The following is a 22,171-nucleotide window of genomic DNA, read 5'->3' on the forward strand; positions in this document are numbered from 1 at the left end:
AAAAAGCCCATTATTTCTAACGGAGCTTTTATGTTATTTTTTAGCTTATTTACCACGGACTTACTTCAGTTTCATCTTCAATATCATTACTGAAAAACTTTCCTGTTGGTCCATTTTGATGTATATAAGTATGCTTAATGATAAATGTTGCAGCACTTTCTACCGTTCCTGGCCCGCTGTGATGGTTAAAATCTGTAGCTGTATAACCTGGATCGATTGCATTGACATTGAATGGCAAATCTTTCAGTTCGTATGCTAACGCAATTGTGTAAGCGTTTAAGGCTGCTTTTGATGTGGCGTAGCTTGCAGGTTTAATATCAAAATATTTCCAAGTAGAATCGCTGTGAAGTGTTAAAGAACCAAGTCCAGAAGTAATGTTGCTGATTCTTGGGCTTTCTGATTTTTTCAGCAAGTCTAAAAATGCTTGTGTAACACTGATAACACCAAAGAAATTTGTATCAAACACAGTTTGAATGTCGCTAATTGCAGTAGTCGAAGCATTCTGAGGAAAATCTCCGCTGATTCCCGCGTTATTTATCAGAATATCTAATTTGCCCTTCTCTTTTTCAATTGTGTTTTTTGCAGCTAAAATTGAATCAGGTTTTGTAACGTCGATTTGAATAGCTTGGATATTTTCAAATCCATTTTCCTTAAGCTCTTTTACTATCGCATTTCCTTTTTCAAGATCTCGTGTTCCTAAATAAACAAATAATCCTTTTTTAGAAAGTTGTTTTGTTGTTTCTAATCCAATACTTCTGTTGGCACCAGTTATTAATACAGTTTTCATTTTATGTGTTTTTAAATTATTGAAGCAAAGGTCTTTCGTTTAAAAACAAAATCATTTGTCATTTGGCAAAAAGCGATTTACTGTATATTTTTTCTAATTCGGCTTAAAGATGATTGTGTAATGCCTAAATAAGACGCCACATAAGAAAGTGGAATACGGTTGACAACATTCGGATAGATTTTTAAAAACATCAAATAGCGCGTCGTTGCGTCTTCAGTAACTAACGGACTTCTTCGTTCTACTTTTTGTCTTAATGCTCTGGAGATAATTTTGTTTACGATTGCTTCCCACGGAATAATAGTATCTAAAAGTTCTTGCCAATCTTTTTTAGAAAAAACCAGCATCTTACAATCTGTGATTGCCTGTACATAAGCATTTGAACAAATTTCATTGTCAAAACTCTCTAAATCGACTACCAAATTATTTTCATCAATAAAATATTTGGTAATTTCTTCGCCTTTATTATTGTAATAGCAAACTCGTACAATTCCGTCTAGAATAAACCCAACTTCTTGTGCAATTTTGCCCGCTTCAGAAAAATATTCATCTTTGGGCAACAATCTTTCGGTAGCTTTTTTTGAAATTAAATCAAGCTGCTGCTGATTTAAATCTCCAAACTGCAGTATAAAATCTATAAATGCTTTCATATGCGAAAGGTAAGTAAAGTTTTTTATGGAGAATTTGTCATATGACAAAAAGAAAAAAAATAGATTTTATAACGTCATTTTTTTTAGTTCCTCTTCAAGACGGTCAAAGTTTTCTTCATTTTTATCTACCACAAAAGGTCTTAATTTGTTTGATTCTTCTGGCGTTTCAAAAACCATTCTAAAAACGATTTTAGTTTGATTGCTCGAGAGTGCATCAAAAGTTGCAACGACATTAAACAAAGGCTTAGAAATGCGTATCCAAGCAATTTCAGCAGGTTTTTCAATTTTTACAAATTCGCATTCATTCTGAAAATTTCCTTGTTCTGGAGCGTGCATTACAAACTTCCATTTCCCGCCAGTACGCAAGTCAAATTCACTAAAAGTATTAGTAAATCCTTTTGGTCCCCACCAATTCTTTAAATGATTTGGATTTGTCCAAGCTTCAAAAACAAGTTCTTGCGATGCGTTCACGATTCTGCTGCTAACAATTTCGCAGTCTGGAGTTGTCGGGAAGGTTACAGCTTTCATTTTGTAAATCTTTTAAATAATTATTTTGAAATTTTAAAATCCCGTATTCGTATCATGTTGATCATGTAAGGCCACATCTCGTTTCCTATTGCGCCTGGATGAGCGCCAACATTTGAAGTTTCTTTAAATTCTTCTTCTTCATTCAATTGAATTTCAGAAAAATACTTCAATGAAAGTTTTGTTCTATTTTTAAAAAGAAGTAAAACCTTCATGTTTTTATTTTTTTCTGCTTCTGTATCGCCATTCGATCCAAGGCAGAAATAAAAGTCAATTGTTCCTTCTTCACCATCTTTTTCAAATAAATCATCATGATCAAAACTATCAATTATTTCGGTAAATTGTTCAAATTTTATAATAGAATAGGTAATATTTTCAGGATCAGCTGTATTTAATTTAATGGTAAACTTCGCACCAATTGGAAATTCAAAGCCTGATTCATAAGGGCTTGGCAATTCTTGTGCAAAACTGGTTAGGCTTAAAAAGAAAGTTAGAAAGGCTATTATTGGTTTCATTTTCATAATCATATTTTTAAATTCGATTTTCATTTAATTGCAATTGCATTATCGGTAAAAACCTGTCTTTAATTGAGGTTTCAATTTGTCCTATTTTCACAAAACCAAATTTGGTGTAAAATAATGCAGCATTTGGTTCAGCGTTCAATACTATTTTATTTATTGGTTGGCTTTTCAATATTCTTAAAAAATCATTCATTAGCTTTTTTCCAAAACCTTTTCCGATGTATGTTGGCAGAATAAATAAATTATCAAGTTTTACAGTTGTTTTATCTTGATAAACGAATGAATAATAGCCTATTATATGATTTTCCAGAACCAATTTATAAACTGAATTGGTTTCGATATATTCTTTAGTGACAGTTAAAAATTCAGACCATATTTCAATTTGTTCATCAGAATATCCCCAATACGCTTTAGATTTTTTCGTTATTGCGGTTAAAACTTCATGATCGGAGCTATCTGCTTTTTGAATTATCATTCTTAAAATTAGTCAAAATATAAGATTAAATATAGCTAAAAAAGCTCTAGTTAAAAAACTAAAGGTTTCTTAAATTGATTTGAATGCAAGTTTAGTTGTTGTAAATTAGCTAGATACGATAATTTTTAAATTTACAGACCATGAAAAAGAAGATCATATTTGTCGCCTTGCTGCTCGGTTTTGTAATATCGGCCAGTGCTCAAAAGAAGATTGAAGTTTCTGAACTGCCAAAACCAGCTCAGGAATTTTTGAAAAAATATTTCAGCAATACATCAGTTGAGATTGCTAAAAAAGATGCCGAACACGGAGAAAAAGGCTTTGAAGTCATATTGAAAGACGGCACAGAAGTCGAATTCTGGAAAGATGGTTCGTATCGAGAAGTTGATGGAGACGGAAAACCTATTCCGACTGGTTTTATTCCGAAAGTAATTAATGATTATGTGGCGCAGCATTATCCAAACGAAAAAATCACACACATCGATTACGGACATAAGGATCTTGATGTCGATTTAACGAACAAAATTGATTTAGAATTTACCAAAGAAGGTCAAATTTTAAAAGACAAAAAAGAGTAGTCGATGACATTGCATTTTATTTTTAAACCTTCAAAATAGTTGATTTTTTGGAGGTTTTTTTTATAATAACCAAGTATAAACTTTTTACAAGTGTGTAAACTTTATACACATTTATTTAGATCAGAAATAGATAAAGGCCTCACTTTCAAATTGAAAACTTTATGGCACGTGCATTGTAAAATGGGGTAGTATCCATTTGTGTATACAAATTAAATTACAATAAAATAAAAGCCATACAGATAAAAAAATCAATAGCCCGATATGAAAAGTGAAACAATTATTTCAGACCAATTTTATTCTTCAAACAGCGATACCATTAACAAGGAACTTTCTTTAAAAAGTTCTCTTTTTCGTGTAAACAGCAAATCAGCAAAAAAAGAAAATCAAACTTCAAATCCATTAGGTACAATAGTGCTTGTAGGCACTTTTATCTTAATGCTTACTGGTGCATTTTTAGTTTATAAATTACAGCCCGACTTTGATCAGTTTCAAATCGAAAGGATAAATTCTTCATGGGGTTTTCCTTTTCTAATTGTTGCAGCTGCATTATTCTTCTTTCAGACAGGTTCTTTCTTCTATAATTTATATCTGTATTTTAAATACAAACCAATTGAGTCTGTTTCAGATGAATTATTGCCAACATGTACTGTAATTGTTCCCGCATACAACGAAGGAAAATTAGTTTGGGATACCCTATTAAGTCTTGCAGAAAGCGACTTTCCTGAACAAAAACTGCAAATACTTGCTGTTGACGATGGAAGTAAAGATGATACTTGGTATTGGATGCAGCAGGCAAAAATTAAATTAGGAGATCGTTTATCGATATACCAACAGCCAGAAAACAAAGGAAAACGCCATGCTTTATACCGCGGATTCGAGCTTGGAACGGGTGAAATTTTTGTAACAGTCGACAGTGATTCAATTGTAAAAAAAGATACTTTGCGAAATCTTGTAAGTCCGTTTGTTGTTAATGGAAAATGTGGGGCCGTAGCTGGAAATGTTCACGTTTTAAATAATAAAAAAGCGTTGCTTCCTAAAATGCTAAACGTAAGTTTTGTAATGAGTTTCGAATTTATGCGTTCAGCAGAAAGCATGTTAGGATCTGTTCTTTGTACTCCGGGCGCTGCAGCTGCATATCGCAGCGATGCTGTCTTTGCTTGTCTACCAGAATGGATCGATCAAAAATTCATGGGGCAGCCATCAGACATTGGCGAGGACCGCGCCATGACGAATATGATTTTAAAACAAGGATTTCATGTCTTATTTCAAAGAAATGCATACGTTTTAACGAATGTTCCTGAAGAGTATACAGGTTTATATAAAATGTTTATCAGATGGGGAAGAAGCAATGTACGTGAGAATATCATGATGGCGCAATATGTATTTAAAGATTTTAGAAAAGAATCTAAATTTGGCGCAAGACTTTTATTTCTAAATCAGTCATTAAAAATCATTATGGCATATCCGTTCTTACTATTTATGTTGCTTTTTATTGCTGTGCATCCTCTATTATTTGTTAGTTCTACGCTTTTAAGTATATTGATTGTATCGAGTTTTTCGGTTTTATTCTATGCAAAAAGATACAGTTTTTCAGATGCTTTTTGGGCTTATTCCTATAGTATTTTTTACACTTTCAGCTTATTCTGGATTACACCTTATGCAATTGCTACAGCTAACAAGAGAGGTTGGCTGACACGTGGTTTGACTGAAGCTAAGCAGCAGGTATAAATTATAAAGTTAAAAGCTCCTAAAAATTAATTTTAGGAGCTTTTTTTATTGTTGTGGTTATGTATTTAATTGAGATAGAATAATTAAGATTATATTTTAGTAAGTGTAACTTTCATTTCTTTTAAGTCTAATATCAGTTTATCATCTGTTATAGTACTTTCGCAAGGATACGGAGTTCCTGTTTCATCTTTTATTACTAAACTTTTTCCTCCTTTTGTCAATGCATAAGTTCCATCTGTTATTGGTCGCTGTAGATATCCTGTTACATGTCCGTCTTTTGTAAAGGTTAGATTTCCTGATGTAAGGATTACATGTTTAGCCGAATCTGAAAGTGGCATTTTAGCTTCTACAGCAGTGATTTTCCAAGAGTTTACCAATTTGTTTCTTTTGCTGTGACATGAAATCATTAATACTGCTAATAATGCAACTCCGAAGATAAATAATTTAGATTTTTTCATGATTATTTGATTAAGAATTAGTTATGAAAAGTTACGAAAAAAAATAATATGTAAAATATTTATAATCAAATATTTACATATTAGCTATTTTAGCTGTAAATCTTGGATAAGAATTGGATCTTTTAGTAAAATCTTGCCTTAAGTGAATATTTTTTTGTCCAAAGCAACAACTAATAACTTAAAACTGAGACTGAAAACTTAGTTAAGCGTCAATTCTCCTAAAATCTCCTCGTATAAAAACGGACCGCCTGGGTAGGTGGCTGTATAGTCAAGGTTCATCCAAACCTGGCCTCGCTCATCAATATGATAGTGAATTTTTTTACCCTGACTTTCTTTTACAAAAAGAACGTTTTTTATCAGGTAGTTGACTTTTTCCAAGTCGATTAATGAACCAATTAAAATTTCTGGATAAATATGGCCTTTTGTATGAATAAGGCGAGGAGTACCGCCGATTGAACGAATTGCTGCAGCCATTAAAATAGAATGGTCATCGCAATCGCCAGAAAAGTATTCTAACGATTCACTTGCAGTTGCTATATAATCACCTTCTTTAGGATCATTTACATAATTCCAGTGACTGTTTATTTCTTTAAAAACAGCAAAACATTGAACCGTAGTTCTATAATCTGAATATCCTTTTATACCTTTAAAATGCTTTGTAGTAGCCATAATGGCAAAATTTCGAACCTTTGGATTCTGATATTCTATGGCATTTATGATTTTTGATTTATTTGGAAAAGGAAGAAGCTTTGCTACAATAATGTCTTGCGGAAAAGGATTGTCAGACATTGTATAAATCATTGAATTATAATCTTCAGAAATCTCACTAAAACCATAATTTCCGATAACACTTCCGTAGAATAAAATCAATAAATAAACAGCGATACATAAAATAATTATGGTTCGCAAAAGCATTAAAAGAAAGAAAATTGCAATAAAAACGAATATAAAGATAAATACACGGTCTAAATTGAAAGCCCAATTTAAATCGCGTAAATTTTGATGCAGAATGATAAAAATCGGAATGGTAATCAAAAGACTCAATAACGAAATAATAACCCTATCCCAAGGTGATTTCACCTGTAATTTGGATTTTAATCGCGGAAAGTCAATTTTAGGGAATTTCATCATAAGAATTAAAAGCAGTTTTTACAGCGCTTTTACCGTTTCAACAAAAGTACTTTTTTTATCAATAATTCCCAGATCAAATAGTTGATTTTGAATTTTAATAAATGCTTTTTCACTCAAATGTTTTTGAGACCATTGTGTAAGCTTCAGCCATTCCTGAATATCTTCAATTTTTTGATTGAAAAGTTCTGCCAAAGTTTTGTCTATATCTGGAATTTGAGCAAAATCATGTGTAGTTTTATTAATGATTTCAAGGATTTTTTCTACAATTTTTGGATTCTTTTTCAAAAACTCGTCACGAACCGTAATTACAAAAGAAGGCCAAGGAGTAGGGCAGTCACCAACACGTCTAAAAATACCTTTGTCGACTAGTGGTTTGGTCATAAAACGTTCCCACATAAAATAATCAGCATTTCCGTTGGTTAAAGCTTCAACAGCTCCGTCAATCGTATTTATAATTTCAAATTGAAGATTATCTGTTTCCCAGCCTTGTTCATTTGCATTAACGTAAGCCATTAGCTGAGATCCTGAACCTATTCTAGAAATGGCTACTTTTTTGTTTTCTAGATCTTTTATAGAATGAAAATCTGATTTTGCGCCAACATGAATTCCCCAAATCAAGGGCGACTGCACATAAATTTGAACAATTTTACTCGGATTTCCGGCAACAATATCTTTTACAATTCCCTCTGTCAAAATAACGGCAATATCAGCTTCTCCATCACGAAGCATCTGGCACATTTTTCCAGTTCCTTCGGGAATATCTTTCCATTGTAAATCAATATTTTCCGCTTCAAATTCGCCATTTTCAATACATAATTGCCATGGCAAATTGAAGTGTTCAGGAACACCTACAATTTTTACAGTTTTCATTATAATTCAAGTTTAAGTTAAGTTTGGTATGCGTATTCTAAGTGGTTTTGTTGTTTAATTTTTTAATAAATCGGCTCTGTGTTTTTCAGAAAGGCAAGGTTCTGCAAAATCTATAATGGACTGCGTTAAATATTCGCTCAAAATACTCTTTACAATCGAATAATCAATCTCTTTTTTTACTTCAACAGCAAATAAAGTTTCGTTTAAACTTTCTGATCCACAATCAATTAATTTTAATTTTTCTTTTATTATGGCAGCATCAAAGCCTTTTTCTAAAATTACAACCTGAAGAATTGAATTACCAAAACTCTCGATCGTTTTTTTATATATAAGGCGCTCTTCATCTTCATCATATTCTGCCAAGAAAATATCTTCTGTTGCTATTAAAGGGCCAAAAAATGGAATGTTATCTAATTTGAAAATTCCTTTCTCTAAATCTATTATTTCTGCCCACATTGTTTCTACAACTGTATCTTCTAATAAATCGCTGTAATATCTAAATAATATTTTTTTATGCGTTTCCTGTTCCATTATCTAATTTTCAAATTGACTAATTATCTAATTACTTCTGAGCCAGTTTATTCAAAGTATAAGCAATCAATTCATCAACAGCTTTATAAGGATCTTCGCTAAAAGTTCCTGATGCACGATTGGCGATAATCGCATTTAAAGATAAGGCATTATGACCTAAAAGCGACGATAATCCGTAAATAGCAGCCGTTTCCATCTCTAAGTTAGTAATTCTGTTGCCATCAAAATTAAAATTATCCATTTTATTGTTTAATTCTTCATCCTGAATATTCAATCGTAAAACTCGACCTTGCGGACCGTAAAATCCTCCAGCAGTTGCTGTAATTCCTTTAAATATTTTATCTGATTCTATAATTTTTTCTAATGTTTCAGAACACGGAATTACATAAGGCTTTCCTTTTCTAATATCCCAATTGGTATGCATTATAAAAGCGTCTTCGATAGCATCTTTCGAAACTTCATCAATTAAGTAGGAGCGAAGCATATTGTCAAGTCCAAGTCCAAATTTAGACATCACAAAGCTGTCAACAGGAATATCTGCCTGCAAAGAACCGGAAGTTCCAATTCTGATAATATTTAGTGAAGTCAGTTTTTCTTTTGGCTTGCGAGTTTCTAAATTAATATTGACCAAAGCGTCTAATTCATTAAGAACAATATCAATATTATCTGGGCCAATTCCGGTAGACATTACAGAAATTCGTTTTCCTTTGTAAATTCCGGTTTGGGTTTTAAATTCTCTTTTTTGAGTCGAAAATTCAATCGAATCAAAAAACTGAGTAATTTTCTCTACACGATTCTGATCTCCAACAAAAATTATGTCGTTTGCAATATGTTCTGGACGAAGATTTAAGTGATAAACACTTCCGTCTGGGTTAAGTATTAATTCTGAGTTTTGTATCATATTTTTAAGATGCTAAAGTTCTAAGATGCTGAGATTCTAAGTTTTTTTTCACATTCCAATAACTTGAAACCTGAAACCTGAAACTTGAAACTTTCACCCTCCAACTCTTTTGGTTTTAAATCCTTTATCTTTTAAAATAGCCATAATTTTATCGCGATAATCTCCTTGTATAATAATCGATGCGTCTTTAAAAGTACCGCCAACGCTCAATTTTGTTTTAATTTCTTTGGCTAGAATTTTAAAATCTTCGTCAGATCCTTCGTAGCCTTCGATTATTGTGGTTGCTTTTCCTTTTCGTTTTTCGAATTTGCAGATCATGGGCTCTTTTTGAATATAAAGAACATGATCTTGTTCCTGAACTTCTTCAGGCTCGTTCGATTCAATATGATCCGGAAATAAGTTTTTTAACTGATCTTGTAAGTCCATAAATTTTTATTCTAGAAATCCAATTATTAAGGTTTTTAAAAATTAAATTCCAAATTCCAATGAAAGTTTGGAATTTGGAATTTTATCCCGATGCTTCGGGAGGGGATTTACAAAAATTACTTTTTAATTAATCCCAAATCTACTAGACGCTCATATAAATAATCGCCTGCAGTTATGTCTTCAAATTTCTTAGGATTTTCAGCATCAATACAATTTTCAAGACAATCCAAACGCATATCGCTTACTGGGTGCATGAAAAACGGAACAGAATAACGTGAAGTTCCCCATAATTCTCTAGGCGGATTTACCACCTGGTGAATTGTAGATTTTAATTTATTGTTAGTATGTCTAGATAACATATCTCCAACATTTATTACTAATTCATCGTCTGCTGCGATAGCATCAATCCATTCTCCGTCATGATTCTGCACTTGAAGTCCTTTTCCTTGAGCACCCATCAAAAGCGTAATCAGGTTAATGTCACCATGTGCTGCAGCACGAATAGCATTTTCTGGTTCAGAAGTAATTGGTGGATAGTGAATTGGTCTCAAAATAGAGTTTCCTTCTTTAGCATATTGATCAAAATAAAACTCATCTAAACCTAAATGCAATGCCAAAGCTCGCAGCACATAAACACCTGTTTTTTCAAGCATCTGATACGCCTCTTTACCCACAGCATTAAACTTAGGCAATTCTTTAACTTCAACATTTTCTGGATATTCAGAAGCATATTTTGAATCTTTATCAACATACTGACCAAAATGCCAAAATTCTTTCAAATCTCCCTCTTTACGTCCTTTAGCATGTTCTTTTCCAAAAGATACATAACCTCTTTGTCCGCCAATACCGGGAATTTCATAATTATGCTTAGTTTCTACTGGCAAAGCGAAAAATTTTCTAATTTCGCTATAGAGTTCGTCTACCAATTGGTCGTCAAGAAAATGACCTTTTAGGGCTACGAAGCCAATGTTTTCAAATGCACTGCCGATTTCATTTACAAATTTTTGTTTACGTTTCGGGTCGTCCGAAAGGAAATCACGTAAGTCTACACTAGGAATGTTTTGCATACTTTACATTTTTTATTTTAAGATGAAAGGTGTCGAAAAACCTTTCAATAACAAAGGTAGAGAATATTTTAGAATTGAATTTTAAAAGTTATATTAAAATCGAAATATTATAACAAAAACAGATAAAATTGTTATAATTTTCTATATTTGAAACACTAAAAAACACAAACCAATGATCTTTTACAGACAAAATCTTACTGATGCTCAATTATTAGATTTATATAGAAAAATTCTTAAACCTCGTTTGATCGAAGAAAAGATGCTCATCTTAATTCGTCAAGGAAAAGTATCAAAATGGTTTTCTGGAATAGGGCAGGAAGCAATTGCTGCAGGAGTTACCGCAGTTTTAGATGAGTCTGAATACATTTTGCCAATGCACCGAAATTTAGGCGTTTTTACTTCTAGGAATATTCCGTTGCACAGATTGTTTTCGCAATGGCAAGGAAAAGCAAATGGTTTTACTAAAGGAAGAGACCGCAGTTTTCACTTTGGAACCCAAGAATATAATATCATAGGAATGATTTCGCATTTAGGTCCGCAGCTCGGAATAGCTGATGGAATTGCATTAGCACATAAACTGCGAAACGAGAAAAAAGTTACGGCGGTATTTACTGGCGAAGGTGCTACAAGCGAAGGAGATTTTCATGAAGCACTCAATATAGCAGCTGTTTGGAAATTGCCTGTGATGTTTATTATTGAAAACAATGGCTACGGACTTTCGACACCAACAAACGAACAGTATTCTTGCGAAAATTTAGCAGATAAAGGAATTGGCTATGGTATTGACAGTTATATTATTGATGGAAATAATATCGTAGAAGTTTACAATACGCTTTCACGTCTAAAAGCACACATGCTGGAAGATCCACATCCGGTTTTGTTAGAGTTTAAAACTTTTAGAATGCGCGGACACGAAGAGGCAAGCGGTACAAAATACGTTCCGCAAGAGTTGATGGATGAATGGGCAATTAAAGATCCTGTAGATAATTACAAAAAATACTTAGTAGATCAAGGCATTCTTACTGCAGAATATGATGAAGTTTTACGAACTGAAATCAAACAAGAAATCGATTGGAATTTAACCATTGCAAATGCTGAGCCCGAAATAGTTCCTACTTATAACGGAGAATTAGATGATGTCTACAAACCATTTATTTATCAAGAAGTTAGTTTTGATCCAGTAACACAGAATATTCGTTTTATTGATGCAATTAGCAACAGTTTAAAACAGTCAATGGAGCGCCACGAAAACTTAATTATAATGGGTCAGGATATTGCTGAATATGGAGGTGCTTTTAAAATTACAGACGGCTTTGTAGAGCTGTTTGGAAAAGAGAGAGTTCGTAATACACCAATCTGCGAAAGTGCCGTAGTCTCTGCCGGAATGGGATTATCAATTAACGGTTACAAAGCAATTGTCGAAATGCAGTTCGCTGATTTCGTTTCTACTGGTTTTAATCCGATTGTGAATTTGCTGGCAAAATCGCATTACCGCTGGGGCGAAAAAGCAGATGTTGTCGTTCGTATGCCTTGTGGCGGAGGAACTCAGGCAGGGCCTTTTCATTCACAGACTAATGAAGCTTGGTTTACTAAAACTCCAGGTTTAAAAGTGGTTTACCCAGCTTTTCCGTATGATGCAAAAGGCTTGCTTAATACGTCAATAAATGACCCGAATCCGGTTTTGTTTTTTGAACACAAGCAATTATACAGAAGCGTTTATCAAGATGTTCCTACTGATTATTACACAATTCCATTAGGAAAAGCTGCAGTTTTGAAAGAAGGAAATGCAGTAACTATTATTGCATTTGGAGCGCCAGTTCACTGGGCTTTAGATACTTTGTCAAAATATCCAGAAATTGATGCTGATTTAATTGATTTAAGAACACTGCAGCCTTTAGATACCGAAACAATTTTTGCTTCTGTTAAAAAAACAGGAAAAGCTATTATTTATCAAGAAGATACTTTATTTGGCGGTATTGCCAGCGATATTTCGGCTTTGATTATGGAAGAGTGTTTTGAATATTTGGATGCTCCTGTGAAAAGAGTGGCCAGTTTAGATTCACCAATTCCTTTTACTAAGGCTTTAGAAGATCAATTTCTTCCAAAAAATAGATTTGAGGAAGTTTTATTGGAGCTATTGAAATACTAATTACAAATTAAGATATTACTTTTCACGAACAGCATTTTTTTTATCTTTAAACAATAAATTTTTAACTTATGAAAAAACTGTTCGTATCTATTTTTGCAATGTCATTGCTTTTTTCTTGTAATAAAAATGCTAAGGGAAATGATGGTAAAGCTTTAGACGGAAAATTTGACAAATATAAAGATGGTTTTGTTACCGCTTTATGGAAAATTAATCCAAGCTGGGCCTCTGGTGCCGGTTATCACAAATATGACAGTATTTTAATTGTGCCTGATGCCAAAGACACAAAAGTACAGCTTGATTTTGCCACTGCAAATTTAGATTCGCTAAAACAATATGATATTGAAAATTTGTCTGACAATAACAAGACTGATTTTCAAATGATTAAAAATCAGTTAGAAGCAACTATTTTCAGCATTAAAGAATTAAAATCATCTGAGTGGAATCCGTCAGAATATAATGTTTGTGGCGCTTTCGCGGAAATTTTAAACGGAAAATACGATTCGCTAGAAGTTCGCCTCCGCGCTTTTAATATTAAAATGAATAATATTCCTGCTTATTATGAAGCGGCCAAAAAGAACATCAAAAATCCAACAGTTGAGCACACTGATCTTGCCATAGCACAAAACATTGGCGGTTCTTCTGTTTTTGAAACCGATTTAAATGCTGCTTTAGAAAAAAGCAAATTAAGCGCAACTGAGAAAAAAGAAATTCAAAATAAGGCAAAGGTTTCAATAAAAGCAATTAAAGATTATGCTGACTGGCTTAAAGCTTTACCAAATAAAACGCCTCGTTCTTTTAGGTTAGGAAGCGCTTTGTATGCTAAAAAATTCAATTTTGACATTCAGTCTGGCTATACCGCAGATGAAATTTATAAAATTGCGGTTGATCATAAAAAAGATCTCCATGATAAAATGTTCGTTTTGGCAGATAAGCTTTGGACAAAATACAAAGGAACCGAACCAAAACCAACTGATAAATTAGATTTAATCAAACAGGTAATTGATAAAATCTCGTTGCAGCATACAACTCCAGAAAAATTTCAATCTGAAATAGAAAAACAAATTCCAGAATTGACAGCTTATGTAAAAGCAAAAGATTTGTTGTATATCGATCCTTCAAAACCGCTTGTGGTACGCAAAGAACCAGCTTACATGGCAGGAGTTGCAGGTGCCTCTATATCTGCGCCTGGACCTTATGATAAAAATGCAAATACTTATTATAATGTAGGAAGCATGTCAGGATGGACGCCCGAAAACGCTGAAAGTTACTTAAGAGAATACAACGATTATATCCTTCAAATTTTAAACATTCACGAAGCAATTCCGGGTCATTACACGCAATTGGTTTACAGTAATCAATCGCCAAGTATTATCAAATCTATTTTAGGAAATGGTGCAATGGTAGAAGGCTGGGCCGTTTATGCTGAAAAAATGATGCTGGAAAGCGGTTATAAAAATTCTGATGAAATGTGGCTGATGTATTATAAATGGAATTTAAGAACCACTTGTAATACTATTTTGGATAACAGCGTTCATACAAAAAACATGTCTAAAGAAGATGCGATGAAACTGCTGACCAGAGAAGCTTTTCAGCAACAAGCAGAGGCAGAAGGAAAGTGGAAGCGTGTTACCTTATCTCAAGTTCAGTTATGTTCTTATTTTACAGGTTATACAGAGATTTATAATTTAAGAGAAGAGCTTAAAAAAGAACAAGGAAAAGATTTTAATTTAAAGAAATTCCACGAAAAGTTCTTAAGTTTTGGAAGTGCTCCAGTTAAATACATCAAAGAATTGATGTTGGCTAAAGAATAGATTTTTAAAGATATTTCAAGTAAAAAAGGTTTGACGAAATTAATTGTCAAACCTTTTTCTTTTTTAAATAGTAACAACCAAGCGTTTGCCGTCAGGAACTTTGGTATCCCACATTTTTTCAATATCAGCTAAATTAACTTCCTGAATATTAATTTTTAATTTGCCTTGAGCCGCCAACAAAAACATTTCTGGAAGAATTTCTGAAAACAATAATTTCACTTCTTCTTTAGTCCAGCTTCCTAATCCAGAGCCTGATAATTGAAGATCAACGCTTCTTAAAATACCCGCTGATAACTGAATGCTATCACCAGCCATAGAACCAACAGAAACGTAACGAACTTTGTGCGTAAATGAACCATTACCTTTTATAGATGCAAAAATCAATTCGGCAGAGTGACCCCACAAATAATCTATAATAATATCAATTGACGCATTTTCATGAATTGTTTTAAGCTGATTTACAATTATTTCATCGTCTTGTTTTAAACATACAATTTCATCAGCTCCTAATTCTAAAAGGCTTTGAAGTGTTTTTTCATTTCTTCCTGTAACAATTATTCTTTTTGCTCCATAATGTTTAGCAATCTGAATGGCGATTTGACCTGTAAACCCAGTTGCTCCGTTTATCAAAACTGTTTCTCCGGGTTTTATTCCAGCTCTAAAACGAAGCGCCATTGCAGAACCTGCAACTGCATTTGGCATAGATGCCGCAATTGAAGTACTTATTCCATCTGGAAGCAGAACCATTCTGTTTTTTTCTACAATAGCTTTTTCGGCAATTGTACCACTTATACCACGTGCGTAAACTCTTGTTCCATCATCTAAAAAACCTACGCCATCGCTGCCGACTACAAATCCGTTTTTATATTCATTTTCTGTTGAATAATGTTCTCCGCTGGCTTTGCCTTTATCTAAATTGGTAATAGCTACTGCTTTTACCGAAATTAGAATTTCGTTTTCGTTATTTGAAACTGGCGTTTCAAATTCTGCATATTTTGGCATTTCGCCTTTTTTATAAACTACTGCTGCTTTCATAATTATTAAATTTTATGATGCAAAACTATACTGCAGTTTATGGGCAGGCGATAACATTTGTTATCAAATGAAATTGAATTATTTTTTTTGGACTAACTTACTTTTGATTCGGCTTAAATGAACGGTAGTTATACCAAGATAAGATGCAATATAATGCTGTGGTACACGCTGAATTATTTGAGGTCTTTCTTTAATTAAATTAATATAACGCTGAGTAGGGGAGTCTTTTATGAATGAAACAAAATGTTTCATATAATCGAATGTGCGCTGAAAAAGCATATTAAATAAACGATCTCTTAACTCGGGAATTTCTTTAATTTCTTCCAGAACTTTATCCAAATCCTTTTTATGAATCCACCAAACAACACACGGCTCAATAGTTTCAATAACAACTGGACTCGGAAATTTTTTCATGAAACTTTCGATAGAAGCAACACTTTGATTTTCAAAAAAGAATTGCGTAGTAAGATCTTTTCCATTATTATTAAACCAGACCCTGATACAGCCTTTTTCTATAATAAAAAGCTTTTTAGAAATTTCGCCTTCTTCTAAAAGAACTGTTTTTGCAGGAACTTCAAGCCGATTGAATGAATTGGTATATTGAATCCATTTAGCGTCATCTAATGGAAATTTATCTCGGAATTGGTTGAACATTTTTAATTATAAATTTTAAAAAGGATATCAATTTGAGTTCGATTCCAACTCAAATAACTGTACCTGACTTTTCAATCGGTCAACCAATAAATTCATCATTCTTTTATTTAAGCTTGAAGAATTTTGAATATAAGTTTCGTATTCCTCAATCGTAAAAAGAGCCATAATAATTCCTTTTAAAGAATTTCTGAACTTAATATCTTTTTGAATTGAATTTTCGATCGTTTGAATTTTCTTTTCAACAGTGTATGAATAAAAGTCTGCTTTGTTTTTATTTACATAATTTATAAAAACTGATATAAATAAATCGTTCTGAAGTTTTAAAATAGGCCTGATCGTCTGATTTTGGAACAGCTCATCAGCGGAAGATTGAGCACTAACGGTTCCTAAAGTGTCGCCTCTGAATTCTTTTAAAAAAGTGTCTCTATCTGCCATGTTTTTTCTTTTAAATTTAGAAAAAAATCAGATACAAAAAACAAGAATATTAAAAGTTTTAAGTTTTTTTGTTTCAAGTTTCAGGCTGCTAAAGGTAAATACTTGAAACCTGAAACTTGAAACCTGAAACCTGAAACTTGAAACCTGAAACAAAAAATTATTTTAAAGGCCCCAAACTTGATGGGAGTTCGAATATTTCAAGATCAAAATAAATGACTGATGCCATTATATGGTCAAAAATATCAGACATTATATATTCGTAATTCGCCCATCGTTTATCGCTTGAAAAGGCATAAATTTCTAAAGGAACTCCATGCGCACTCGACTGCAGCTGACGACACATAATATGCATGTCTTTATTCAATCCAGGATGATCCATTAAATACTGCATAATGTATTTTCGAAATAAACCTAAATTCGTCATATTTCGGCCATTAAGCGCTAATGATTTATCAATTCCTTTAAGATTGTTGTACTTTTCTATTTCGGCTTGCCTAGTTTCAATATAAGAACTGATGAGCTGCACATTTTTCATATGATTTAGATCATCATTATTCAAAAATCGAATACTGCTGCTTTTGATCAAAACGTGTCTTTTAATACGTCTTCCATCCGATTTTTGCATACCGCGCCAGTTCTGAAAAGAGTCTGAACTCAAAGCATATGTTGGAATGGTCGTAATCGTATTATCAAAATTTCGAACTTTTACAGTTGTTAAATTAATTTCGATTACATCTCCGTCGGCTCCAAATTTATCCATCGTAATCCAGTCGCCAATACGAACCATATCGTTGATTGCAACTTGAACACTTGAAACAAATCCTAAAATAGTATCTCTGAAAATCAGTATAATAATGGCAGAAAGTGTTCCTAAAATGGTCAATAATTCACCCTTCTTGATTCCGAATAAAGTTGAAATAATCATAGCAACCCCGAAAATCCAGAGCACAATCATAATAACCTGAACGAAACTGTCAATTGGTTTGTCGCTGTATTCTGGCTTCTGTTTTAAATAATCTCGTAAAGCATTGAAAATCGTTCTAATGATCCATAAACTGATCAAGACGATATAGATACCAACGATTTTTCCAAACAGCGTTTCCCAATATTCGTACTTGTCCAAAATAATGGGAACAGCTTTATAAATAAAGAAAAACGGAATTAAATAGGCTGTGTATTTTGTGGTTTTGTTATGAATTAAATAATCATCAAATTTTGTTTTGGTGCGTTGCGCAAAAACGGCAGTCAAAGTAACTAGAACAAATTTTGCAACATAATATATGGCAAAAGCCAGAGCCACCATAATGGCAATATTAAAAATTAAGCTGATATAAGACGCAAAATTGCGGCTCATACCCCAATCTCTAAAAAGCGGATATAAGAAGTTAAATATTTTATCCAAAAGCTTATGCATTATTTTCTAGATATTTTTTCTCAATATAAAAAGTCCCAAACGGAACAAGAGAAGCGATCAAGATGATTCCGAAAGTTTTTAAATCCCAATTTTGAGATTTTTTTAGCAGAAAAGCTAATATAAGATAACCTATAAATAACACGCCATGTGTCATTCCAAGCGGTCGCAATATAGTATGATATAGTTCTGGATTATTGTTTTTGATAATTAGCATATTAGCAAATAATACTAAATAAGAGATTCCTTCTAAAATTGCGGTAACTTTGAAAATCTTGAGCATGTATCTTTTTTTTGAGTTTATACAAGCAAAATTAAGTATTATCGTTGGTTTTTGCAGCATGAATCAAGAAACTAATTTACTTTTGTATTCTTAAACTTTGATAATGAGTAAACGCGATTTAAAAAAATATTTAGCCGAATTAAATAAAGAACAGCTTGCAGAACAAATTCTTGAGCTGTACGAAAAATTCAGTCCCGTAAAAGTTTATTATGATTTCGTTTTTAATCCGAAAGAAGATAAATTATTGCAGGAAAGCAAAGTCAAAATTTCTCACGAATATTTTCCAATAAAAAAGCCTGGGGCTCGTTGGAAACCAAAAGCTAAAATGCGCCGTTCAGTGGCTCAAAAAATAATCAAACATTTTATAATGTTGGGAGTTGACCCGTTTGTTATTGCAGATATTATGCTTTATAATATTGAAATTGCTCAGACTTTCTCATCTTCAAATTTTATAAAGCAAGAATTGTTTTACAAAAGTATACTTAATTCTTTTGAACAGGCTGTAAATTTTTTAATTTCAAATGGAATTTTAGCTGAATTTAAAGATCGGATTAAGTCAATTCAAGAGCAGACAATGCAGCAAAAATGGAAAAATAAGTACGATTTTGAAGCTATTTTAGAGAAAATCGACTTATAAAAGCACTTCTCATAAAAAATCTTATTTAAAAAAATCATTTATTTTAGGTTAAAATAAGATGAATAACTGTTTTTTAGGTGTATTTTTGCAAAAATCCAAAAATAAACAATGTCTCAAAACACTTTAGAAATAGAAAGAGAAGAGAAAAAAGAACTTTATGCATACCAAAAAGGCGATATTGATGCCATTTTTGAACGTTTAGATAATGCTCCTTCGAAACATCATTTATTGTACCAGCTGCCAACAGGTGGAGGAAAAACAGTGATTTTTTCCGAAATCGTTCGTCGTTATTTATCTAATAACGATAAAAAAGTAGTTGTTTTAACACATCGTATCGAACTTTGTAAGCAAACTTCAAAAATGTTGAAAGGTTTTGGTGTTACCAATAAAATAATCAACAGTAAAGTTAAGGAGCTGCCTGATCAGAATGATTATTCTTGTTTTGTGGCCATGGTTGAAACTTTAAAAAACCGTATTAATGATGAAAAACTGCATCTTGACAATATCGGTTTGGTTATTATTGATGAGGCACATTACAATTCATTCAGAAAATTATTAAACTCATTCAAAAACGCTTTTATTCTTGGAGTGACTGCAACGCCTTTGAGTTCGAATATAAAATTACCAATGCACCAAAGTTATGATGAACTTATTGTGGGTGACACAATTAGCTCTTTAATTGACAAAGGTTTCTTAGCTAGAGCAACTACATATAGTTATGATGTTGGTTTAACTTCGCTTAAAGTGGGAATTAACGGAGACTATACTGTAAAATCATCAGATGATTTGTATACCAATACGTTAATGCAGGAAAAACTTTTGCACGCATATACAGAACGTTCTTTAGGTAAAAAAACATTGATTTTTAATAACGGTATTCATACTTCATTATATGTATATGAAACGTTTAGAGAAGCGGGTTACGATATCAGACACCTTGATAATACAAGCAGTTCTGAAGAACGTAAAGATATTTTGGCATGGTTTAAAAAGACTCCGGATGCGATCTTAACTTCGGTTGGAATTTTGACAACTGGTTTTGATGAGCCAACTGTAGAAACAATTATTTTAAACAGAGCGACAAAATCGCTTACATTATATTATCAAATGATTGGCCGTGGATCTCGTAAATTACCTGGTAAAGACGAGTTTACAGTTATTGATTTAGGAAATAACGCTGCACGTTTTGGATTGTGGAGCGAGCCTGTAAACTGGCAGCATATCTTTAAGTCTCCAGAATTTTATTTAGAAAACCTTCGTGATGATACTGAGATTGAAATGTATTTTAAATACAGTATGCCACCAGAATTGCGTGCTAAATTTAGTAAAACTGCTGATGTTACTTTTGATGTTGATGAAGAGCATAAACTGATTATCAAACAAAATTTACGTTCTAAAGTTGTTTTAGATAAGTCATTAGAGCAGCATGCAGCAATGTGTGTGGATAATACAGAAACGTTGCAAGAAGCAAAATCACTAGGAAAAGAACTTGATGATGATATCGAATGCCGAATTAAACGTTATGCAAAATGCTTAAGCCAATGCAGTAAAAACTACCGTGAATGGCTGGTTGACGATTATAAGTTAAAATTGGTTTTACTAATCGGTAAAAAATACCGTGAGAAAATCATGAACGAACCAGATGAATAAAAAATTAAAAAATGTTTCAAGTTTCAGGTTTCAAGTTTGATGAAACGCAAAGACAACCTGAAACCTGAAACTTGAAATAAAAAATATAACAAAAAATAAAAAATGTCTAAACAATTCTCATCATTAGGAATTTCAACACCAATTTTAAAAGCGTTAAGCGAATTGAACATTGTTGAACCAACAGAAATTCAACAAAAAACAATTCCGCTTTTATTATCCGAAAATCATGATGTTGTTGGTTTAGCCAAAACAGGAACAGGAAAAACAGCTGCTTTTGGGTTGCCACTATTGCAGTTAATTAATACAGAATTAACGACGGTACAAGCTGTAATTCTAGTTCCAACGAGAGAACTTGGTCAGCAAATATTTAAAAATTTAGAGGATTTTGGAAAACATATTCCAAATATTTCTATAGCTTCAACTTGTGGCGGAATCCCCATAAAGCCACAAATTGAACGTTTAACTTCGCCAACGCACATTGTAGTAGCAACGCCAGGACGTTTGATTGATTTGATTCAAAGAAAAGCAATCGACTTAAAACAAACACAATATTTAGTTTTAGATGAAGCCGATGAAATGGTTTCGATTTTAAAAGAAAGTTTAGACGAAATTGTTGCTGAACTTCCTAAACAACATCGAACATTATTGTTTTCAGCAACTTTGCCAGGAACAATCAAGCAACTGATTCAGAATTACTTAAACAAAAATGTAATTCAGGTTAGTGCCAATATGGAAACTGTTGGAAATCAAGGAATTGATCACGAATACATTGTTGTAGATCCAATTGAAAAATTAGATGTTTTAATGCATTTTTTAAATTCAAAAGATGGAGAACGCGGTATTATTTTCTGCAAAACTAAAGCTGCAGTAAATAAATTGGCTAAAAATTTAGCTATAAACCGTTTTTCTTCGGGAGCGCTTCACGGCAGTTTATCACAAGGAATTCGTGACAGAATCATGGAGCAATTTCGTGAAGGCCACATCAATATTTTAGTAGCAACAGATTTAGCTGCAAGAGGAATCGACGTTAAAGAGATTTCTTATGTTGTAAACTATCATTTGCCTGACACTTACGAAACTTATGTTCACCGAAGCGGAAGGACAGCAAGAGCAGGAGCTAAGGGTCTTGCATTAACTGTGTTACAAGAGGAAGAAGTAAATGAAATCCCTGAATTTGAAAGAGAATTAGGTTTGAAATTTACGCAATTTAAAAAGCCTTCTCTAGTAAGTTTAGAAGAAAACAATACGCTTTTATGGGCGAAACAAATCTTCAAAACAAAGCCAAACCATGATATTTCGGCAGATTTAAAAACAAAAGTTAAAACAGTTTTTCATCATCTTACTAAAGATGAATTAATTGAAAAATTGATGGCTAACTACGTTTTGCAAAACAAAGTTGAAGTGACTGAAAAACCTGTTAAAAAATTCAAAAAGTAATAATTGTAACTTTTGTCTTTGAATTTT

Annotated in this window: 24 protein-coding genes; 7 read left to right on the top strand and 17 right to left on the bottom strand. The window is 32.7% G+C overall.

Translation table 11 applies throughout. From position 1 onward, the window contains the following. Positions 1-49: 49 nt before the first annotated feature. The 5 genes from IR010_RS00550 to IR010_RS00570 all read right to left on the bottom strand — a co-directional run bounded on the left by IR010_RS00550 (position 50) and on the right by IR010_RS00570 (position 2,955). A complete protein-coding gene (locus IR010_RS00550; protein WP_194566078.1) occupies positions 50-787 on the bottom strand; it encodes an SDR family NAD(P)-dependent oxidoreductase in 738 nt (245 codons plus the stop codon). A 77-nt stretch (positions 788-864) separates the two neighbouring features. Further along, entirely contained in the window at positions 865-1,434 is a 570-nt protein-coding gene (locus IR010_RS00555; RefSeq protein WP_194566080.1) for a Crp/Fnr family transcriptional regulator, read from the bottom strand. Positions 1,435-1,500: 66 nt separating this feature from the next. Continuing rightward, complete coding sequence (locus IR010_RS00560; RefSeq protein WP_194600683.1) at positions 1,501-1,962, bottom strand: SRPBCC family protein; 462 nt, start codon at positions 1,960-1,962, stop codon at positions 1,501-1,503. Positions 1,963-1,982: 20 nt separating this feature from the next. Next, positions 1,983-2,474: a hypothetical protein gene (locus IR010_RS00565; RefSeq protein WP_194600686.1), complete on the bottom strand. Its 492-nt coding sequence runs from the start codon at positions 2,472-2,474 to the stop codon at positions 1,983-1,985. Between the two features lie 16 nt (positions 2,475-2,490). Then, the gene (locus IR010_RS00570) at positions 2,491-2,955 is read right to left on the bottom strand and encodes a GNAT family N-acetyltransferase (protein WP_194600688.1); all 465 of its coding nucleotides are present in this window, start codon (positions 2,953-2,955) and stop codon (positions 2,491-2,493) included. 140 nt (positions 2,956-3,095) lie between these two features. Between IR010_RS00570 and IR010_RS00575 the strand changes: the two genes are divergently transcribed. Then, positions 3,096-3,530: a PepSY-like domain-containing protein gene (locus tag IR010_RS00575; RefSeq protein WP_194600691.1), complete on the top strand. Its 435-nt coding sequence runs from the start codon at positions 3,096-3,098 to the stop codon at positions 3,528-3,530. A 261-nt stretch (positions 3,531-3,791) separates the two neighbouring features. Beyond that, on the top strand, positions 3,792-5,258 hold the full coding sequence (locus IR010_RS00580; protein ID WP_194600694.1) for a glycosyltransferase: 1,467 nt from the start codon (positions 3,792-3,794) through the stop codon (positions 5,256-5,258). A gap of 89 nt (positions 5,259-5,347) precedes the next feature. On the opposite strand, the gene IR010_RS00585 is transcribed toward IR010_RS00580, so the two are convergent. The 7 genes from IR010_RS00585 to IR010_RS00615 form a co-directional block, all read right to left on the bottom strand. Beyond that, positions 5,348-5,716, bottom strand: a complete 369-nt coding sequence (locus IR010_RS00585) for a hypothetical protein (protein WP_029270295.1) — start codon at positions 5,714-5,716, stop codon at positions 5,348-5,350. Positions 5,717-5,914: 198 nt separating this feature from the next. Further along, positions 5,915-6,847: a transglutaminase gene (locus tag IR010_RS00590; protein ID WP_194566088.1), complete on the bottom strand. Its 933-nt coding sequence runs from the start codon at positions 6,845-6,847 to the stop codon at positions 5,915-5,917. A gap of 18 nt (positions 6,848-6,865) precedes the next feature. Then, complete coding sequence (locus IR010_RS00595) at positions 6,866-7,717, bottom strand: substrate-binding domain-containing protein (protein ID WP_194566090.1); 852 nt, start codon at positions 7,715-7,717, stop codon at positions 6,866-6,868. 54 nt (positions 7,718-7,771) lie between these two features. Further along, positions 7,772-8,248 (bottom strand): DUF4265 domain-containing protein, encoded by a 477-nt coding sequence (locus tag IR010_RS00600; RefSeq protein ID WP_194566092.1) that lies wholly within the window; start codon positions 8,246-8,248, stop codon positions 7,772-7,774. Between the two features lie 31 nt (positions 8,249-8,279). Beyond that, on the bottom strand, positions 8,280-9,149 hold the full coding sequence (locus tag IR010_RS00605; protein WP_194600697.1) for a nucleoside phosphorylase: 870 nt from the start codon (positions 9,147-9,149) through the stop codon (positions 8,280-8,282). A gap of 93 nt (positions 9,150-9,242) precedes the next feature. Further along, entirely contained in the window at positions 9,243-9,575 is a 333-nt protein-coding gene (locus IR010_RS00610) for a translation initiation factor (RefSeq protein ID WP_029270285.1), read from the bottom strand. A 116-nt stretch (positions 9,576-9,691) separates the two neighbouring features. Beyond that, a complete protein-coding gene (locus IR010_RS00615) occupies positions 9,692-10,642 on the bottom strand; it encodes an isopenicillin N synthase family dioxygenase (protein ID WP_029270283.1) in 951 nt (316 codons plus the stop codon). Positions 10,643-10,814: 172 nt separating this feature from the next. Here IR010_RS00615 and IR010_RS00620 point away from each other — a divergent pair, with 172 nt between their 5' ends. Together IR010_RS00620 and IR010_RS00625 are read left to right on the top strand one after the other, a co-directional pair. Next, positions 10,815-12,791, top strand: a complete 1,977-nt coding sequence (locus IR010_RS00620; RefSeq protein WP_194600700.1) for a thiamine pyrophosphate-dependent enzyme — start codon at positions 10,815-10,817, stop codon at positions 12,789-12,791. Between the two features lie 68 nt (positions 12,792-12,859). Then, positions 12,860-14,602: a DUF885 domain-containing protein gene (locus tag IR010_RS00625; protein WP_194600702.1), complete on the top strand. Its 1,743-nt coding sequence runs from the start codon at positions 12,860-12,862 to the stop codon at positions 14,600-14,602. A 63-nt stretch (positions 14,603-14,665) separates the two neighbouring features. Here the strand turns inward: IR010_RS00625 and IR010_RS00630 are convergent, their stop codons facing one another. The 5 genes from IR010_RS00630 to IR010_RS00650 all read right to left on the bottom strand — a co-directional run bounded on the left by IR010_RS00630 (position 14,666) and on the right by IR010_RS00650 (position 18,420). Continuing rightward, complete coding sequence (locus IR010_RS00630) at positions 14,666-15,637, bottom strand: zinc-binding alcohol dehydrogenase family protein (RefSeq protein ID WP_194600705.1); 972 nt, start codon at positions 15,635-15,637, stop codon at positions 14,666-14,668. Positions 15,638-15,715: 78 nt separating this feature from the next. After that, positions 15,716-16,291 (bottom strand): Crp/Fnr family transcriptional regulator, encoded by a 576-nt coding sequence (locus tag IR010_RS00635; RefSeq protein WP_194600709.1) that lies wholly within the window; start codon positions 16,289-16,291, stop codon positions 15,716-15,718. A 27-nt stretch (positions 16,292-16,318) separates the two neighbouring features. Next, positions 16,319-16,726: a glyoxalase gene (locus IR010_RS00640; protein WP_194600712.1), complete on the bottom strand. Its 408-nt coding sequence runs from the start codon at positions 16,724-16,726 to the stop codon at positions 16,319-16,321. A 157-nt stretch (positions 16,727-16,883) separates the two neighbouring features. Next, the gene (locus IR010_RS00645; protein WP_194566104.1) at positions 16,884-18,140 is read right to left on the bottom strand and encodes a mechanosensitive ion channel family protein; all 1,257 of its coding nucleotides are present in this window, start codon (positions 18,138-18,140) and stop codon (positions 16,884-16,886) included. Further along, positions 18,133-18,420 (bottom strand): DUF3817 domain-containing protein, encoded by a 288-nt coding sequence (locus IR010_RS00650; RefSeq protein ID WP_029270270.1) that lies wholly within the window; start codon positions 18,418-18,420, stop codon positions 18,133-18,135. Before IR010_RS00650 ends, IR010_RS00645 begins: the two co-directional genes overlap by 8 nt. Before the next feature lie 103 nt (positions 18,421-18,523). Here IR010_RS00650 and IR010_RS00655 point away from each other — a divergent pair, with 103 nt between their 5' ends. The 3 genes from IR010_RS00655 (at position 18,524) to IR010_RS00665 (ending at position 22,144) form a co-directional block, all read left to right on the top strand. Next, complete coding sequence (locus IR010_RS00655; protein WP_029270268.1) at positions 18,524-19,057, top strand: DUF6155 family protein; 534 nt, start codon at positions 18,524-18,526, stop codon at positions 19,055-19,057. A gap of 108 nt (positions 19,058-19,165) precedes the next feature. Beyond that, positions 19,166-20,707, top strand: coding sequence for a DEAD/DEAH box helicase (locus tag IR010_RS00660; protein ID WP_029270266.1), 1,542 nt, complete (start codon positions 19,166-19,168; stop codon positions 20,705-20,707). A 102-nt stretch (positions 20,708-20,809) separates the two neighbouring features. Continuing rightward, entirely contained in the window at positions 20,810-22,144 is a 1,335-nt protein-coding gene (locus IR010_RS00665) for a DEAD/DEAH box helicase (protein WP_194600715.1), read from the top strand. Positions 22,145-22,171: the final 27 nt, after the last annotated feature.

The organism is Flavobacterium sp. MR2016-29 (genome assembly GCF_015350695.1).
In the GTDB taxonomy this organism is placed as follows: Bacteria; Bacteroidota; Bacteroidia; order Flavobacteriales; family Flavobacteriaceae; genus Flavobacterium.

Bases quoted from the DNA above. Each gene is read 5' to 3' on its own strand.
- IR010_RS00555 (WP_194566080.1), bottom strand. From the start codon at position 1,434: ATGAAAGCATTTATAGATTTTATACTGCAGTTTGGAGATTTAAATCAG.
- IR010_RS00625 (WP_194600702.1), top strand. From the start codon at position 12,860: ATGAAAAAACTGTTCGTATCTATTTTTGCAATGTCATTGCTTTTTTCT.
- IR010_RS00585 (WP_029270295.1), bottom strand. From the start codon at position 5,716: ATGAAAAAATCTAAATTATTTATCTTCGGAGTTGCATTATTAGCAGTA.
- IR010_RS00635 (WP_194600709.1), bottom strand. From the start codon at position 16,291: ATGTTCAACCAATTCCGAGATAAATTTCCATTAGATGACGCTAAATGG.
- IR010_RS00605 (WP_194600697.1), bottom strand. From the start codon at position 9,149: ATGATACAAAACTCAGAATTAATACTTAACCCAGACGGAAGTGTTTAT.
- IR010_RS00550 (WP_194566078.1), bottom strand. From the start codon at position 787: ATGAAAACTGTATTAATAACTGGTGCCAACAGAAGTATTGGATTAGAA.
- IR010_RS00620 (WP_194600700.1), top strand. From the start codon at position 10,815: ATGATCTTTTACAGACAAAATCTTACTGATGCTCAATTATTAGATTTA.
- IR010_RS00650 (WP_029270270.1), bottom strand. From the start codon at position 18,420: ATGCTCAAGATTTTCAAAGTTACCGCAATTTTAGAAGGAATCTCTTAT.
- IR010_RS00660 (WP_029270266.1), top strand. From the start codon at position 19,166: ATGTCTCAAAACACTTTAGAAATAGAAAGAGAAGAGAAAAAAGAACTT.
- IR010_RS00645 (WP_194566104.1), bottom strand. From the start codon at position 18,140: ATGCATAAGCTTTTGGATAAAATATTTAACTTCTTATATCCGCTTTTT.
- IR010_RS00665 (WP_194600715.1), top strand. From the start codon at position 20,810: ATGTCTAAACAATTCTCATCATTAGGAATTTCAACACCAATTTTAAAA.
- IR010_RS00575 (WP_194600691.1), top strand. From the start codon at position 3,096: ATGAAAAAGAAGATCATATTTGTCGCCTTGCTGCTCGGTTTTGTAATA.
- IR010_RS00610 (WP_029270285.1), bottom strand. From the start codon at position 9,575: ATGGACTTACAAGATCAGTTAAAAAACTTATTTCCGGATCATATTGAA.
- IR010_RS00595 (WP_194566090.1), bottom strand. From the start codon at position 7,717: ATGAAAACTGTAAAAATTGTAGGTGTTCCTGAACACTTCAATTTGCCA.
- IR010_RS00655 (WP_029270268.1), top strand. From the start codon at position 18,524: ATGAGTAAACGCGATTTAAAAAAATATTTAGCCGAATTAAATAAAGAA.
- IR010_RS00565 (WP_194600686.1), bottom strand. From the start codon at position 2,474: ATGAAACCAATAATAGCCTTTCTAACTTTCTTTTTAAGCCTAACCAGT.
- IR010_RS00600 (WP_194566092.1), bottom strand. From the start codon at position 8,248: ATGGAACAGGAAACGCATAAAAAAATATTATTTAGATATTACAGCGAT.
- IR010_RS00590 (WP_194566088.1), bottom strand. From the start codon at position 6,847: ATGATGAAATTCCCTAAAATTGACTTTCCGCGATTAAAATCCAAATTA.
- IR010_RS00615 (WP_029270283.1), bottom strand. From the start codon at position 10,642: ATGCAAAACATTCCTAGTGTAGACTTACGTGATTTCCTTTCGGACGAC.
- IR010_RS00570 (WP_194600688.1), bottom strand. From the start codon at position 2,955: ATGATAATTCAAAAAGCAGATAGCTCCGATCATGAAGTTTTAACCGCA.
- IR010_RS00580 (WP_194600694.1), top strand. From the start codon at position 3,792: ATGAAAAGTGAAACAATTATTTCAGACCAATTTTATTCTTCAAACAGC.
- IR010_RS00630 (WP_194600705.1), bottom strand. From the start codon at position 15,637: ATGAAAGCAGCAGTAGTTTATAAAAAAGGCGAAATGCCAAAATATGCA.
- IR010_RS00560 (WP_194600683.1), bottom strand. From the start codon at position 1,962: ATGAAAGCTGTAACCTTCCCGACAACTCCAGACTGCGAAATTGTTAGC.
- IR010_RS00640 (WP_194600712.1), bottom strand. From the start codon at position 16,726: ATGGCAGATAGAGACACTTTTTTAAAAGAATTCAGAGGCGACACTTTA.